At 60.7% G+C, this 16,298-nt stretch carries 15 protein-coding genes; 11 read left to right on the top strand and 4 right to left on the bottom strand.

Annotation, left to right across the window (positions count from 1 at the left end):
* Positions 1-65: 65 nt before the first annotated feature.
* Positions 66-1,967, bottom strand: a complete 1,902-nt coding sequence (locus MOP44_RS22280; RefSeq protein WP_260792608.1) for a serine hydrolase domain-containing protein — start codon at positions 1,965-1,967, stop codon at positions 66-68.
* 260 nt (positions 1,968-2,227) lie between these two features.
* Here MOP44_RS22280 and MOP44_RS22285 point away from each other — a divergent pair, with 260 nt between their 5' ends.
* Positions 2,228-2,860 (top strand): alpha/beta hydrolase family protein, encoded by a 633-nt coding sequence (locus MOP44_RS22285; protein ID WP_260792609.1) that lies wholly within the window; start codon positions 2,228-2,230, stop codon positions 2,858-2,860.
* A gap of 25 nt (positions 2,861-2,885) precedes the next feature.
* Here MOP44_RS22285 and xseB read toward each other — a convergent pair whose 3' ends face one another.
* Entirely contained in the window at positions 2,886-3,113 is a 228-nt protein-coding gene (xseB, locus tag MOP44_RS22290) for an exodeoxyribonuclease VII small subunit (protein WP_260792610.1), read from the bottom strand.
* A 144-nt stretch (positions 3,114-3,257) separates the two neighbouring features.
* Between xseB and MOP44_RS22295 the strand changes: the two genes are divergently transcribed.
* On the top strand, positions 3,258-5,741 hold the full coding sequence (locus MOP44_RS22295; RefSeq protein WP_260792611.1) for a TonB-dependent receptor: 2,484 nt from the start codon (positions 3,258-3,260) through the stop codon (positions 5,739-5,741).
* Positions 5,742-5,779: 38 nt separating this feature from the next.
* Here MOP44_RS22295 and MOP44_RS22300 read toward each other — a convergent pair whose 3' ends face one another.
* Positions 5,780-7,636: a bifunctional homocysteine S-methyltransferase/methylenetetrahydrofolate reductase gene (locus MOP44_RS22300; protein WP_260792612.1), complete on the bottom strand. Its 1,857-nt coding sequence runs from the start codon at positions 7,634-7,636 to the stop codon at positions 5,780-5,782.
* A gap of 253 nt (positions 7,637-7,889) precedes the next feature.
* On the opposite strand from MOP44_RS22300, the gene MOP44_RS22305 reads away from it, so the two are divergent.
* The 4 genes from MOP44_RS22305 (at position 7,890) to MOP44_RS22320 (ending at position 11,079) form a co-directional block, all read left to right on the top strand.
* Positions 7,890-9,335 carry a hypothetical protein gene (locus tag MOP44_RS22305; RefSeq protein WP_260792613.1) on the top strand — a complete coding sequence of 482 codons (1,446 nt, stop codon included), beginning with the start codon at positions 7,890-7,892 and terminating at the stop codon, positions 9,333-9,335.
* 91 nt (positions 9,336-9,426) lie between these two features.
* Entirely contained in the window at positions 9,427-10,149 is a 723-nt protein-coding gene (gene bshB1 / locus MOP44_RS22310; RefSeq protein WP_260792614.1) for a bacillithiol biosynthesis deacetylase BshB1, read from the top strand.
* A gap of 288 nt (positions 10,150-10,437) precedes the next feature.
* Complete coding sequence (locus tag MOP44_RS22315; protein ID WP_260792615.1) at positions 10,438-10,638, top strand: cold-shock protein; 201 nt, start codon at positions 10,438-10,440, stop codon at positions 10,636-10,638.
* A 66-nt stretch (positions 10,639-10,704) separates the two neighbouring features.
* Positions 10,705-11,079, top strand: a complete 375-nt coding sequence (locus MOP44_RS22320; protein ID WP_260792616.1) for a hypothetical protein — start codon at positions 10,705-10,707, stop codon at positions 11,077-11,079.
* A gap of 450 nt (positions 11,080-11,529) precedes the next feature.
* Here the strand turns inward: MOP44_RS22320 and MOP44_RS22325 are convergent, their stop codons facing one another.
* Positions 11,530-12,534, bottom strand: a complete 1,005-nt coding sequence (locus tag MOP44_RS22325) for a hypothetical protein (protein ID WP_260792617.1) — start codon at positions 12,532-12,534, stop codon at positions 11,530-11,532.
* Between the two features lie 221 nt (positions 12,535-12,755).
* Here MOP44_RS22325 and MOP44_RS22330 point away from each other — a divergent pair, with 221 nt between their 5' ends.
* The 5 genes from MOP44_RS22330 to MOP44_RS22350 all read left to right on the top strand — a co-directional run bounded on the left by MOP44_RS22330 (position 12,756) and on the right by MOP44_RS22350 (position 16,230).
* A complete protein-coding gene (locus MOP44_RS22330; RefSeq protein WP_260792618.1) occupies positions 12,756-13,121 on the top strand; it encodes an acyl carrier protein in 366 nt (121 codons plus the stop codon).
* A gap of 125 nt (positions 13,122-13,246) precedes the next feature.
* Complete coding sequence (locus MOP44_RS22335; RefSeq protein ID WP_260792619.1) at positions 13,247-13,735, top strand: DUF421 domain-containing protein; 489 nt, start codon at positions 13,247-13,249, stop codon at positions 13,733-13,735.
* 3 nt (positions 13,736-13,738) lie between these two features.
* Positions 13,739-14,278, top strand: a complete 540-nt coding sequence (locus MOP44_RS22340) for a hypothetical protein (protein WP_260792620.1) — start codon at positions 13,739-13,741, stop codon at positions 14,276-14,278.
* An 8-nt stretch (positions 14,279-14,286) separates the two neighbouring features.
* On the top strand, positions 14,287-14,724 hold the full coding sequence (locus MOP44_RS22345) for a DUF421 domain-containing protein (RefSeq protein ID WP_260792621.1): 438 nt from the start codon (positions 14,287-14,289) through the stop codon (positions 14,722-14,724).
* Positions 14,725-14,805: 81 nt separating this feature from the next.
* Complete coding sequence (locus MOP44_RS22350; protein WP_260792622.1) at positions 14,806-16,230, top strand: MFS transporter; 1,425 nt, start codon at positions 14,806-14,808, stop codon at positions 16,228-16,230.
* The last annotated feature ends 68 nt before the right edge of the window (positions 16,231-16,298 follow it).

A 16,298-nucleotide genomic window follows, 5' to 3' on the forward strand; every position in this document is an offset into this window, starting at 1 on the left:
CCCGTTGTCCCTGCCTCTATTCGCGTTTCCCAGTCTTTCTGTTCCCTGTTGCCTGTTCCCTGCCTTTACACCCAGGTTCTGACCCCAATCACTCCCCACCAAGCCAGGTACACCAGCGCAATCAACAGCGCCACTGCCACAATCCCCGAATACCACCGCACGCCGCGGCGCACTCCCTCACCACTCGCCGTAACCACTGCCCACGTGCTCATCAGCACCATCACGGCAAAAAGAATTGTAATGAGGAACAGCGTCACTGACCACCCGGTCACGTTCCCCAGCCGCTTCAGTACGTCGCTTGACGCCCCCATGAACACGGCGCAGAACGCCACCAGGCTCAGCACGGCCAGCAGCGGATACAACCGCATCCCGCGCTCCGCCGGCCGCCGCCTCGCCGGCATAAACCCGCCGATGATCCAGAACAGCGCATACAGCGGAAGCGAAATCACTGCCAGCAGAACAAATCCGGTCAGCACGATCTCGCCCAGCGCCATCAGCGTCGGAACTCGCTTTAACGTCTGACCCGCAAAGATGAAAACACCATCGCCATTCGGCGTAATCAGCGCCGCAGAAGCCGCTGGCTCGGGCGGCCCATCCTTGGGCAGATAGCGGAAGAACCTTCCTTCCACCGGCGCAAAATTCGACGCCGGCCCATTCATGCCCTTCAGCGTCATCTTCCCGTCGGCAAACGAGACACGCGTCAGCCCAATGATCCGGCTTACAAAATGCGTCATCTCCTGCCGCGGCGAGTTCGGCTCGTACCAGCCCGCATAATCCGCCGCAAACGACGGCAGCGCCGCCGCAGCCGGAACCGCCGGCCTCTGCAGCTTCAGCGTGATGTACTTCTTGATCGCCTTCCCAATCTTGTCGAACGCGTCGCCATTCCCGCTATTGATCGAATAGAAATAGCCCACGCCATAATCCGGCATGTAGCTCATGTCGGTCAGCCCGCCCTCAACGCCGCCGTTGTGCCCGTGATACACAAACCCGTCGTTGAACGTCCAGTAATTGCTAAGCCCGTATCCGGCCTTGAGCCCGTCCTTCGCCTCCCACGTGCTCACCGGGCTCTCCATGCGATCAATATCCGCCGCCGGAATCACCGCAGTTCCATTCACCGTGCCTCGATTCAAATAGAACTGCACATACGCTGCCATGTCATTCGCCGACGCATTGATCGCTCCTGCCGGCCTCAGACTGATGTGCCAATATGAATACGGCGTCTTCCCGTCATTGTGATACAGCGTCACTGCATTCGCCTGCGGCAGAAAGTACGTCGCTGTCTTCATCCCAAGCGGATTAAAGAAATTCTGCTGCACGTAATCCTCAAATCTCTGCCCCGTTACCTTCTCCACGATGTAGGCGGCGACCGCCGGACCCGAGTTGCAATAAGACATCCGTGTCCCCGGACGCCACCGCGACACCCGCGACGATGCGCCGAACTCCAGGCCCGACTTCAGGTCCATCCCGTTCGCATTCAACGCATACTCGCGCAGGTGGAGATCGTCCCAGCCCGTCGTATGCTCCAGCAGATTCACCACGCGCACCGGATCGGTCGTTTCCCACTTGTTCTCAAACTGCACATCGGGCGCGAGTTTGCGCACCGGATCGTTCAGCGAAAGCTTGCCCTCGTCTGCCAGCTTCAGAATCGACAGCGAGGCGAAGGCCTTCGATGTGGACCCGATGCGGAACAGCGTATCGACGGTCGCCGGCTGATTGGCCGCTACATTCGCGAGCCCGAGCGCCCCCACCCACTCCGGCCCGTCCTTGTGCACAATCGCAATGGACACCCCAGGCGTGTGGGTATCCTTGAGAATCTTTTCAATCTGCTGCTTGAGTTCCGGAATTGACTGAGCCGCCTTCGGCTCCTCTTGTTTCTTATCCGCCGCAGCCATCGCGGCCGGCAATGTCGCAAGCATAGTTAGCGGCAAAGCCGCGTGCATGAGAGCAGCAACAAAATGAATGCGCATGAGTGCACCGCCCCAGATGAGATTTAGAAATGACTTGCTGAGTCGGCCCCATCCTACACCCGCCCCACGCCACCCACCAGATAAAGGATCGGCGGCTGCGTTTTTGGGCATCGCAAGCAGTGTTACTTCCGGCTTGCCGGCGACAGGAGAAAGCCCCGCCACCGCACGTCTTTTTGGTGCATGATGACGGCATGATTTCCTTCAAGTCGGCGACCCTGACTCTATTGCTCCTCTGCGTCTGCGTCAATGGAGTATCTGCCGTGTCGCAGCAATCAGCGACATATGTGAGCGACGGCCGGAAAGTGACTTACGAAATCTTCGGCCCGAGCGAGACGGGTCCTATGCTCATCCTGCTTCACGGAGCCAGCGGCCCCGGCGTCCTGCTCTACCGCCAACAGGCGGAGTACTTTGTCGCCCGCGGCTACACCGTGCTTCTGCTGCACTACTTTGACGCTTCCGGCTCAAACACTCCGTCGGACAAGAACTACGAGATGTGGCAACGAGCTGTAGCCAATCTCATTGAGGAGACACGCGCAAAACCTGGCTGGTCGGAGCGCAAGATATGCCTCTTAGGCTTTTCACTTGGCGCGTCAGTGGCTCTCGCGGCCGGGTCGCAGAATGTGCCGGCGGCGGCGGTCGCCGAGTGGTACGGCAGCCTGCCAGATGTGTTCTTCGAACGACGGAAGGGCATGCCGCCGCTACTCATATTGCATGGGCAGCAAGACCGCGTTATCCCGATCGTCAATGCGGAGCAGGTCGCCCGCTTATGTGAAATGGAGCATTACGCGTGCGAGAGCCACTTCTATCCGGGCGAGGGACATGGGTTTGCCGGGTCCACCCTGACTGATGCCAGCCAACGCACGCTCGACTTCTTTACGCGCAATCTGAAATAACCGGGCACATCGAATGCCGCCTCGCCTACGAAGACCTCTCCGTCGGAAAACTCTCCGTCCGCAACGATCCGTCGCGCTGCTTGATCAGCAACTGCACCTTGCCCTCGGCCGCGTCCAGCTCCTGCTTACAGACGGCGGACAGCCCCACGCCCTCCTCAAACAGCTTGAGCGACTCCTCCAGCGGCAGATCGCCCTTCTCCAGCTGATCGACGATGACTTCCAGCTTTTTCAACGACTCTTCAAACGTGGCCATTCCGGGCGGCTCCAGTTGTGACGTCTCCTTATTCTAATGACTCCCCGCTCCCCTCCGCATTTTCCGCATCCAAGTCGAAAGCCGTCCCAGTCTCTACTCGGATCACCGCGCGCTAAGCATCGCGCCAACTAGAATGGAAGTCCTGTGAAAGTCTTCCGGGCCATAATCCGTGCGTTCCTCGCTGCCCCTCTCGCCGCCTGGCTCGTTTGTCTCTGCACCGCCGCGGCCGCGCAGACACCGGCCCCCGCACAGCGCATCTCCATCACCATCGTCGACGAGAACGGAGCGGTAGTCCCTGACGCTCAGATCACCATCCAGGAATCCGACAAACCCGCGCTTCGCCTCTCAGCCGACTTCAGCGGTCACGCCGCTTACTCCATCGCCGCCCCTTCCCCCTATTCGATCCGCGTCACCAAGCCTGGCTTTTACGAATCCGTCACGCAAGAGGCCGACCCGCTCGCACGCGATATCCGCATCGTCCTCACCCACGAGCAGATGCTCGTGCAGCAAGTCGACGTCTCCGCCTCGTCGGCTGAAATCGACACCCAGGAAGTCTCCGACAAGCTCACCCTCGCGCTCCCCGAAATCATCAACATCCCCTACGCAACCTCGCGCGACATCCGCAACCTGCTGCCGTACTTCCCCGGCGTCGTGCAGGATCAGTACGGCCAGATCCACATTGCCGGCTCAGAAACCTGGGCCACGCTCGACCTGCTCGACAACTTCGACATCCGCTCGCCGATCAGCGGCCAGCTCGCCATGCGTTTCAGCGCCGACGCGGTCCGCTCCATCGATCAGGAAACCACGCGTTATCCCGTGCAATACGGCCGCAGCACCGGCGGCGTCCTCGCCTTCTTCACCGGCATGGGCGACAACAAGTTCCGCTTCAACGCAACCGATTTCCTGCCCTCGTTTCACGACGCCAACGGCATTCGCTTTGACAAGGTGGTGCCCCGCGTCACCTTCACTGGCCCGGTCGTGCGCGACCGCGCCTGGTTCTTCGATGGCATGGAGTTCGAGTACGACAACATCTACATCCGCGAACTCCCCGAAGGCGAAAACACCAACCAGCTCGCGCGCGGCAGCAATCTGTTCCGCGTGCAGTTCAACGCCACGCCGCGCAACATCATCAACACCGGCCTCCTGTTCAACGACTACCACTCGCCCTACGACGGCATCGGCTCACTCACGCCGCGCTCCAGCACCACGCACACCGACATACTCGCGTGGCTGCCCTACATCCGCGACCAGCACACCTTCCACAACGGAGCACTGCTCGATCTCGGCTTGGGCATCACGCGCTTCCGTACCGGCTACGAGCCGCACACCGGCCCGCCTTACGCGCTCACGCCTGAGCTCTCACAGGGCAGCTACTTCGAAACCCTCACCAGCAGTTCGCAGCGCGTCGAAGCCAACGCTCTCTTCTACTTCCCACCGCTGCACTGGCTCGGCCGTCACGACCTCCAGGCCGGACTCGATCTCGACCGCATCGGCTACGACGAGGCCTATCAGCGCGACCCGGTCAATTACCTTCGCGAAGACCGCACCCTGCTTCGTCAGAGCACATTCCCGGCCTACGAGCCATTCACGCGCCACAACGTCGAGTCAGGCCTCTACGTACAGGATCGCTGGACCCCACGCACCGGCCTCCTGTTCGAGCCCGGCCTTCGCGTTGACTTCGACGAGATCATCTCCAGCCCCGTCGTCTCTCCGCGCCTGGCCGTCGTCTACTCGCCCAAGCGCGCCGTCAACACCACCAAGATCTCCGCCGGCGTCGGCATCTACTACGAGCACACGCAGCTTGAATACCTCGCCCGCGCACTCGCCGGCACGCGCTATGACACCTACTACGCCGCGGACGGCATCACTCCCACAACGCCACCGCTCCCCACCACCTTTACCTACAACGACGAGTCGCTCAAAGAAGCTCACGCCCTCAACTGGAGCATCGGCATCGAGCACCGACTGCCTCATGCCATTTACGTCAAGGCCAACTACATTCAGAAAGAAGTGAGCCACGAATTTACGTATGTGAACCAGCAGAGCCCGGCACTCTCAGGCAACTACGTGCTCACCAATCGCCGCGAAGACGACGATAGCCTCGTCTCCATCGAAGCGCGCCATAGCTTCTCCGGCAACTACACGCTCTTCGGCGCATACACGCACTCGCTCGCGCACACCAACGCGGCCATCGACTACTTCCCTTCCATTTCGTATCTCGGCCCGCAGCAGAGCGGCCCCCTCTCATGGGACACGCCCAACCGCGTCCTCTCCTGGGGATGGCTTCCCTTTTATGTGCCGTGGTTCAAAAAGAACTGGGACTTCGTCTACACCTTCGACTGGCACACCGGCTTCCCGTTCACATCCATCAATGCGAATCGTGAAGTTGTCGGCGCAGCCAACGGCCAGCGCTTCCCGAATTACAAATCATTTAGCCCTGGCCTCGAGTGGCGATTCCACTTCCGCGGCATGTACCTCGGGCTCCGCGGCATCCTGGAGAACATCAACAACAGCGGCAACTACGCGACGGTCAACAACGTTCTCGACTCGCCGCAGTACGGCCAGTTCACTGAACCCTCCGGCCGCGCCCTGACCGCCCGCATCCGATTGATCCAATCGAAGAAGTAGGCTCGGCAACCCTGTCGGGTCGCGCCGAATGCCCGAAACTACGCCGACACCACTGCCGCCAGCACCTCAGCCGCCGCCGCATACTGATTCCGTGGCAGGCTCAACTGCACGCCCTGTACAGATGGCCGCACCGCCTCCACCATCTCCTGCGCGATGCGTGTGCCTTCCTTAAGAGCGCCGTCGCCTGTGCTCGCCTGCGCCATGCGCAACATGATCCACTCCGGCACTGAGACCCGCAGATCGTTCTTCATGAACTCCGCGTTCCGCAGGCTCGTCAGCGGCCAGATCCCCGCAATCACCGGGATCCGATACACCTCGATCCTTCGGATGAACTGCTCCAGCAGTGTCAGATCGAACACCGGCTGCGTAATCACATACTCGGCCCCCGCCTCCACCTTGAAGCGAAGCCTATGCAACTCATTCTCAATATCCGGAGCCCCTGGATTGGCCGTCACGCCGATCGTGAAATTCGTGCTGGCGCCAAACGGATTCGCCCCGATATCGAGCCCGTGATTCAGAAGCCGCAACACATTCACCAGGCCAATCGAATCCACATCGAACACCGCCGTAGCATCGGGATAATTTCCCTGTTTCGGCGGAGCGCCTGTCATGCACAACACGTTTCGCAAGCCCAGCGAAGCCGCGCCTAGCAGATCCGACTGGATGCTCAGCAGATTGCGGTCGCGGCACGTGTAGTGCACCACCGTCTCAACGCCTGTGTGCTCCTTGATCTGGATGCACAGGCTCTGCGCGCTGATCCGCGCCGTCGCCCGCAGCGAATCCATCACGCTGATCGCATGCACGCCGCGGCTCGCCAGCATCCGCGCGCCCTCAAGCTCATGGGAGCAGTCAATTCCGCGCGGCGGCATCATCTCCACCAGCGTGATAAACGTACCCTTGTCGAGCAATGCCCCGAACCGCGACCGCTCTCCAATCTTCAACGGAGGCGTCTCGCTGCTGATCTCAATCACCGAGCCGGGATCCGTGATGTGCATTTCGCCCTCGAACGCGCGCACCGCCGCGCGCATCGCGCGAATATGGTGCGGAGTCGTCCCGCAGCATCCGCCAATGATCTGCGCCCCCGCCGCCAGCGCCTTGCGCGCAAAGCTCGCCATATACTCCGGCGAACAGAAATACATATTGCGCCCATCCACCGCCCGCGGAAGCCCCGCATTCGGCATCGCCGCAATTGGCAGCGAAGTCGCGGCGCGCATCCCTTCAATCGCAGTCAGCACCGTGGCCGGGCCAGACGAGCAATTGATCCCCACCGCATCTGCGCCGGCCTCTGTCAGGGCCGCGGCTGCATGCGCAGGCGACGCCCCATCCAGGCAGTTGCTGTCGTCATCCACCGTCATCATTACCAGCACGGGATGATCCGGAGCCGCCGTTCGCGCCGCCAGCACGGCCTCGCGCGCCTGGTTCAGCGCCATCATCGTTTCGATGATGATCATGTCCACGCCCGCCGCAACCAGCGCTCGTACCTGTTCTTCGTAAGCGGCCCGTGCCTCGTCCAGGCCTGTCTTGCCCAGCGGCTCCAGCGGAACCCCCAGCGGACCCAGCGTTCCCGCCACCCAGACATCGCCGCCGTTCTTCTGCTTCAGCCCGTCCGCAGCCTGCCTGGCTATTCGTACAGCAGCCGCATTGAACTCAGCCACTTTATCGGCCAGCCCATGCCGCGCCAGTTGGAAGCGATTCGCGCCGAATGTGTTGGTCTCCAGAATTTCCGCGCCCGCCTGCAGATACTCCTCATGAATCGACAGGATCAGCGCCGGGTCTGACACGTTCAGCTCTGCATAGCACCGGCTGATAGGCACGCCGCGGCTGTTGATCATCGTGCCCATGGCGCCGTCAGCCAGCACCGGGCGATCGCCGATTAGCTCAGAGAAGGCAGGCATCGTGCATTCATGCTACCTCATTCCCATCCACCCGGACGCAACCTCCCCTTCACGCGGCCACCATGGTTGCTTTGTTATACTTGGCGAGTCAAACGCAATGTCGGGGACAGCTTTTTGACCGTTGACCTTCGCGTACTCTTCATCTGCGGGTACGGCGGACCTTCGGGTTCAAGGCGCCTCACTACGTCCAGTTCTACCGCGGCTGACCCAAGGCCAGCGGATGCTGCAACCCATTCCGTCGAGGTAAGGGATTTTGAAGAAGAGCAGTCTTTGGTTGAGCGCCGCCACGGCACTCGTCGTCTCCGTCGTGCTGGCGGGATGTGGGGAAACTACTTACTTTGCGGGCCGGCAACTGCCGCCCAGCCAGTTGACCAACCGCGTCATGGTGGCCATCCAGAACCCCGGCTCCGTCACCCGCGGCGCGTTGGAAATCCTCGACGGCTTCTACGACGTCCGCTTCAAATACAACAACAACACCTCCACCTTCTCCGTCTCCGGCTACTCCGGCGCCCTCCCTGTCACCATTCAGAACATGCCCGAAGAGCAACTCGGCGCAGTCTACGGATCGGGTGACGGCAGCCTCGGCCTCGTCGACTATCAGAAGGAGACCGCCACCGGAAACCAGAGCGGCCTCAACGGCATTTCGTCTTCCGTCTTCATCACCCGCAATAAGGCATTCGTCTTCGCTGCCAACCAGCAGGCTACCGTCCTCACCGTCGTCGACAAGTCCTCGAACGGCACCTACGCGCTGAGCCTCCCCGGCGTCTACCGCGTGAGCGTGAACCCCGGCGGCACCGTGGCCATGGCGTTTGTGCAGAACTCCAACTACGCGTACTATCCCATCAAGCTCAACGCGTCACAGACCCTGGCCTACTCGGGCGGCCCTTCCACCTGGCCTAAGGCCGCAGTCGATTGTGAGCCGCAGAACGCCCCCGGCTGGTGCCTCTTCCAGGCCCAGAGCCCCGACAGCGTCGACGGTACTGGCACCGCCTACGGCAAGCCCCTCGTCTTCGACCGCCCCGTCAAGGCCCTCTTCTCGAATGATGGCGGCACCGCCTACGTCCTGAGCTGCGGCCGCGAGTGCGGCGGAGCCAGCGCCGGCTACACGCCGATCCCCACCGGAGCGATGATCTTCGCCCCCAACCAGCAGTCTGGCAAGCTGCCCACCACCGCCACGCTCAAGACCTACTCCATCCCCGGCGGCGCAAGCAATGCGCTCATCGACAGCTCCACAATGTACGTCGTCGGTCAGCAGCTTCAGCCTGATGGCCTCTTCGCCGGCCGGCTCACCGTCGTCGATCTGACCAACAACACTGCCGGCTCGCCCATCTCCATCAGCGACGGCGCTCCCGGCGCTCTCAGCCGCATGATCGAGTCTGACGACAACACTCTTTGGATCGGCATGATCAACTGCTCCAATGGCGAGCGCTTCAAGACCGGCCAGGACTACGGCTGCCTCACCATGTTCGACACCGCGTCCAAGACCGTGAAGCTCATCGAGCCATTCCACGGCGACGCCACCGGCATCGCCTCCGTCACCGGCCTGCACAAGATCTACACGGCTGAAGGCGGACAGGTGTACATCTACTCCACCACCGACGGCATCGCCAAGAACAACCAGTACGTCACCGTCACCGGGACCGCCTACGACGTCGCCTACATGGACGGCCTGAGCGACGCCAACAACACCGTCTACTAAGCTCGAGTTCACAGTTCGTAGTTCACAGTTTTCGCGGGGTTCTTGATCAGCGGGAACTGTGAATTATGAACTACGAACTGATTCCCGAATCATGCAATCCCCCTTCACCGCCGACATCCTCGCCATCGCCGCCCACCGTGACGACGTCGAACAGACCTGTGGCGGAACCCTTCTCCGCTCCGCCGCCCGCGGCCTCCGCACCGCCATCCTCGACCTCACCCAGGGCGAAGCCGGCACCCGCGGCACCGCCGATGACCGTGCCCGCGAAGCCAACGAAGCCGCCCGCATCCTCGGCGTCGGCTGGCGTCAAGCCCTGGACCTGGCCGACGGCGCCATCGCCAACACTCTCGAGAACCGTATCAAGATCGTCCGCGTCCTCCGCGAACTCCGCCCCCGCGTCGTCATTCTTCCGTACTGGCAGGCCCGACACCCCGATCACGCCATCGTTGCCTCGCTCGGCTATGAAGCCTGTTTCCTCTCAGGCCTCGCCAAAATCGACACCGGCACCGCGCCCCATCGCCCCTTCAAAATCGTCTACGCCAGCCTCTACGCCGACGTGCGCCCCACCTTCATCGTCGACATTACTCCGTTCATCGAACAACGCCACGCCTCGCTCATGGCCTACCAGTCCCAGTACGCCAACCAGCCCTCCGGCAGCACCCTCTTTGTGCCCGAAGAAGAGATCCGCGAGCGCACCTTCGCTGAAGCCCGCCACTACGGCCTCCTCGCCGGCGTCCTCCACGGCGAACCCTTCGTGCAGAAGGAAGTCGGTCTGGTCGACGACCTGACCCTCGTCCCCGTGCAATCCCTCTAAAGCGCGCGGTCGACGAAGCCAATCGAGCGCTCTTCATCCTTCTCCAGCGTTCGGGCACAACTGGCTGGCGGCCGCAACTTACTCAGTCAGCACATCTTCTGTAACACCTGCTCCGTTAATGGAGGAATAAATGTCCTCGCCGCCGGTGTTTGTAGCTGTTCAGGGGGTACACTGGAATAGATCGAAGAATCCGATCTGGATTTCTTGCTTGTTCCGCTTCCCTGCCTTACTCGCAATCAAATTCCACATTGAGTTCGGCGGTACACACTTTTCAAAGGAACAAGCGCAATGGAACAAGGAACAGTGAAGTGGTTTAACGACGCCAAGGGGTTCGGTTTTCTTACCCGTCCCAACGGCGAGGACGTCTTCGTGCATTTCTCGGCAATTCAGACCCAGGGCTTCAAGAGCCTGCAGGAAGGCCAGGCCGTGACCTTCAACGTAGTCAAAGGCCCCAAGGGCCTTCAAGCCGAAAACGTACAGATCGCCTGAGCGTCAACCAACTTAAAGAAAAGGGCAGACCTCAAGGCTGCCCTTTTTCGTTTCGGAAGGATATTCATGAAAAGGTCCGCTGCCCTGACAAAACCCGTCCCACGCGAGAAGCCTGCTTCTCGCAACGATAAGTATTTCCTGCGAGATCTTCACCAGGAGATCGATTTCTACGACCGCAAGCTTGCCTATCTCGATCAATTCGGAGAATTCGCCACCGCTGCAGAACGCGAACTGGCAGAAAAGGGTTTGCGGGCAAAGAGAGCCCCCCTTGAGAAAGCTGCTCTCGAACTCAGAGCCTCGGGCGTTGAATTCGAAGAGAAGGACCTCCCGCGATCTTTCCGCAGCATGAATCAGGAGCCTGACAGCGCGCCCAGGACCCTTTCCCTGGTTAAGAAATCCAAGCGGCCCGCGGCGGCGACCCAACCTGCTGCTGATCGTTAGTCCCCTCGACTTTCCGGGCAGTCACCAACAAGAGTCTCGCCCATGACATCCAGACAGCAATTCTCTCCATTATGCGATTTGCATCACGTCTCCATGAGGCGCGTGATGCTGGAAGAAGACTCGGAAGAAGTCCGGTCCTACCATGCGTGCGTGCGGCGCGATTGCACACGGATTTTCCGCGATGTTGACGGCTATACCGATCTGATGCAAGGTGGATTTGACGACTCGAGAGCTTCCGTTCACACATGCCCACAATGTGGCGCTGTCCTGTATCTCGCCGAAGTCGATCACTCCCAGAAGATTGAGATTTGGGAATGTCCGCGCGCGGAGTGCAATTTTTCGGAAGAAAGCGCATCTCCCTCGGGGCGGTGAAGCAAGCCGAGCGGCGATGCCGCGACCACCCACATCGTGATCCTCAGCGGCGCAGCAATGGCTGTCGCAAATCCCTCTCTACCTCTGCAAAGCCGTCTCTGAGTCCGCGGCAGGCGCGATCCCCAGGAACGCATGCCGCGCGGGCCTGCCTGACGACTTCCACCGCCGCACCAGTTCATACACAATCACGGTGGCATATGTAACCGTGATCCATACCAGCACTTCCTCGATCGGCAGTTCGCTCCACGCAGTGATATAAATGCCCAGCATCTGGGTGTGTCGGAATCCCCACCACCCGTACGGCAGCCCCAGCGTCGCCTCCCACAGCAGGCTCATCAGCAAAATGAAAAAGAGCGTGAGGCTCAGCGCGCGCCAGTTGATCACCGGCAGCGCTGAAGGCAGAAACAGTGCCGACGGCCCGAGCGCCGCTACGACCAGGAAAATGAAGTAGCCGGGAAATCCCGCTTCCGCCACGAACACTCTGCGAAAAACTATCGCACCCGCAATCAGTGCAATGCCTGCGATCAGAGAAGGCGGGTGGAATTGCAGCAGGCGTTTGAAATTCGTGCGCTCACCCGACGCGACCGGAATGCTGTACTCCGCAAGCCAATACTCGTCCAGCCAGATATACAAGAGCAGCACTGCAAGAAAGCCGGTGAAATAGAACAGATACTCTTCAATCGGCACACCGCCCCCAAGAGCCGGCGCCAGAATCCGCAGGGTTGCACGCGGATTGGGAAACGTCAGGAACCGGTGCGCGAAAAAGAAGTCCAGTCCGGCTCCAATCGGAAAGAGCAGCGCGATGGTTCGCACCACAGACGACTTCGAGATCTTCAGATGCTCGCTGGGGATCAGCCACCACAGAATCGTCACGATGGGAACAACGAACAGGAGAAGGCTGATCGTGTATCCATAGGGTGAGTTGTCCGTCACCGACGCAGGTATCTGCGGTGCGATCCGCACCGTGTGCAGCGCCAGCCCCGCGGGCACGCTGATCATCAGAAGCATGGCAAAAACCAGCAGGTAGCTGGCGCGCTGAGAACCACCCTGAGTACCGCGCGGAGAACCCGGACCAGCAGTCATAATCGACCTCTAAGGAAGCCACGCCGCGTGCGCTTATGAATCCGCAATATAGCACCGCCCCGCGCCACCTGTCGCCGGGTGCCCCATCCAAGCTCTGCTTGGTGGGAAACACACTGCAAGTTCCCCCATAAACCTGTCATCCCGAGCACAGCGAGGGATCTGCGGTTGCCGTCTTCCTTTCTGTGAATCGATCTCTTGAGCTATGCGCTAACCTCAAACACATGGGACTCGATGGGGTAGAAATCATCCTTCGTTCTGAAGAACTATTCGGCATCGACATTGACGATAAGGAAGCCGCTACGGTTGAAACCGTGGGAGATTTTTACGAATTGATTTGTTCCAAGCTGCTTCTATCTCCCTTGCAGCCCCCTGTAACTTCTGAAGAGCTCCCGGTCATCTCGGAAGAAGAAAAACGATTCTGGTTTCTAAGCCGTCAAACTCCGTCGCCTGCTCCCCCAGATATCCTTCCGTGGTCACCTCAAAGCGTGTGGGATTGCATCGTCGCCATCTTCGTCGATCAGCAAGGATTGCGCCTTGAAGAGATCGCCTACAACGCGAGGATCGCAACCGATCTAGGCGTCGACTAACGCTCAAGCATTTCTACTCCCTATTCCCTACTCCCTGTCTCAACATCGGCAACCTTCCCCACTCCCCTGCCCTCTTAGACACTGAGCATGCCCCGGGTATGCCCAACATCAGCGGGAGAAGCCTCGTGGCACTCTTTACAATCCTTCGCGCGGCATTCGGATACCTCTTTCTCGTCTTCATCGTCCGTATCGTCGGACGCCGCCCCGGCAAGCAACTCACGCCCTTCGAGTTCGTCCTCGTCTTCTACCTCGGCGGACTCACCCTCACCGGCCTTGTCGGCACAGAAATGTCGCTAACCAACGCCTTCTGCCAGATCGTCACCATCGCCCTCAGCCACTACGTACTCACGCTGTTCCGCATGCGTTCTGACACATTCACACGCGTGCTCTGCGGCACTCCTCTCGTCCTCCTCGACCGCGGCAAGTGGCGCTCCCGCACCCTCAGCAATCAGCGCCTCCAGGACGACGACGTCATGGACATGGCCCGCGAGCAAGGCATCCGCGACCTCGCCGGAATCAAGATCGCCGTCCTCGAAACCTTCGGGCAAATCAACATCCTTCCCGCCGAGCAGAAGAAAGAAGAAACCACCGGCGAATCACCCAACGCGGAGTAACCCGTGTCCAACATCCCTTTCGAAACCGAAATCGGCGACAGCGTTCCCAAAGTCGAGCATGACGTCGCCGTCGGTGAAGACCTCGAGTTTCAGCGCAAATGGTGGCGCTTCGAGCGCATCGTCTGGCCCATCCTCCTCGCCATCGTCGTGATCGACATCCTCGGCGGATTCGGCCGCGGCTGGATCGCCAACGCGAAGAAAACCACACCGGACAAAGCCATGACCCTCGACTACGAGCGAATCGAGCGCGCCAGCACACCCTCCGTCATGACCTTCCAGTTCTCTGACGCTGCCGTCCACAACGGCCGCATTATCCTCTACATGAGCGACTCCGTCGTAAAACCGCTCGGCGCCACGCGCATCGCTCCGCAGCCCATCATGTCCAGCATCGGCAACGGCGGCATCACTTACGTCTTCCCTGCCGGCCCCGCGCCCGCAATGGTCCAGATACAGCTCGAGCCATCTTTCCCCGGCCCGCATAAATTCACCGTGCGCGCTGAAGGCGAACCGCCCATGGATGCCACTGTCTTCGTCATGCCCTGAGACCCACCATGTCCACCATCCTTCACGCCATCATCGGATACTTCATCCTTCTCTTCGCCGTGCGCATTCTCCGACGCCGCGCTGGCGCGCAGATGACGATGTACGAATACGTCCTTATCTTCCTGCTCGGCGGAGTCATCATTCTCTCTACCGTCGGCAACGACCGCTCCGTCACCAACTGCACCTGCGCCGTCATCGTCGTCGCCTTCATCCATCGCACCCTCGCCTTTGCGAAAAGCAAAAGCCCCCGCATCGGAGCCATCCTCGACGGCACACCCGTCGTCATCATCCGCAAAGGTGAGTGGCAGCAAAACGTCATCCACAACACCGGCCTCCGCTCCCAGGACATCGAAGCCGCCGCACGCGGCATGGGCCTCACCCGCATCGAAGACATCGACTACGCCATCCTTGAGCGCAACGGCTCCATCAGCGTAATCAAAAAGTGAGCCCCACCCATGCCCCGGAATCCGCAGAACCATGCCCTAAAAAATCAGAACCAGCAGAGCCAAAACTCGAAGAGCAGCACCGTGGAAACCGACATCCCCCAGCGCCTCGATCGACTCCCGTGGTCCCGTTGGCATGCCCGTATCATCTTCGCCCTCGGCACTTCCTGGCTCCTCGACGGCCTCGAGGTCACGATGGTCGGCTCCCTCTCCGGCATCCTCGAAAGCAAATCCGGCCTCCGCCTCACCGACCCGCAGGTCACCGGAGCCGCCACCACCTACCTCGCCGGAGCCGTCACCGGCGCCCTCCTCTTCGGATACCTCACCGACCGCCTCGGCCGCCGCAAGCTCTTTCTCGTCACCCTCGCGACTTACTCGCTGGCCACCATCGCCAGCGCCTTCTCCTGGGGAATCTTCTCCTTCTCGCTTTTCCGCTTCTTCACCGGCATCGGCATCGGCGGCGAATACGCCGCCATCAACTCCGCCGTCGACGAGCTCATCCCCGGAAAGGTCCGCGGCACCGTCGACCTGGTCGTCAACGGAACCTTCTGGGTCGGCGCCACGATCGGTTCGCTTGCCGCCATGTTCCTGATCTCCGGCCATCTCCCCCAGAACACCGGCTGGCGCTACGCCTTCGGGGTCGGCGGATCGCTCGGCATCCTCGTGCTCATCCTCCGCCTCTTCGTGCCTGAGAGTCCCCGCTGGCTCATGCTCCGCGGCCGCGAAGAAGAAGCCGGCAACATCGTCTCCGAAATCGAAAACCGCGCCAGCCACGGCGACGCCACCTCGCTCCCTGAACCCGAAGGCGAAAAACTCAAGATCAAGGTCCGCGACCACACCCCCCTCGGCGAAATCTTCCGCAACATGGCCGGCGAAAACCGCAAGCGCTCCATCCTTGCCCTTGTACTCATGGCATCGCAATCATTCTTCTTCAACGCCGTCTTCTTCTCCTATGCGCTGGTCATCAAGAGGTTCTTCCACATCGGCGACCGCGATCTGCCCATGCACCTGCTGCCCTTCGCCGTCGCCAGCTTCCTCGGCCCGATCCTCCTCGCCAAGCTTTACGACACCATCGGACGCAAGCCCATGATCACCGCCAGCTACGGCATCGCAGGTCTGCTCCTTGCCGCGTCACTCTACCCTTTCGCGCACGGAATGCTCGGCCCCCGCGGCATGGGCATCTGGTTCAGTTGCATCTTCTTCATCGCCTCCTCAGCCGCCTCCGCCGCCTACCTCACCGTCAGCGAAATCTTCCCCCTCGAAATCCGCGCCTTCGCCATCGCCATCTTCTACGCCATCGGCACCCTCATCGGCGGAGTCGGCGCACCCTACCTCTTCGGAGTCCTCATCGCTACCGGCTCCCGCCCCTGGGTCGCCTTCGGCTACGGACTAGGTGCGCTCTTCATGCTCACCGGCGCCCTCTTCGAGCACTTCATAGGAGTAGAAGCCGCCGGCAAGAGCCTGGAGTCCATCTCCAAGCCTCTCCAGAGCACCGACGAAGCTGCCTGACCACAAAGACAAAACAGGCGGTCCATCCTCCCACAAGGAACGGACCGCCTGCTTTGATTCCGGCAACT

Source organism: Occallatibacter riparius (genome assembly GCF_025264625.1).
Lineage (GTDB): Bacteria > Acidobacteriota > Terriglobia > Terriglobales > Acidobacteriaceae > Telmatobacter > Telmatobacter riparius.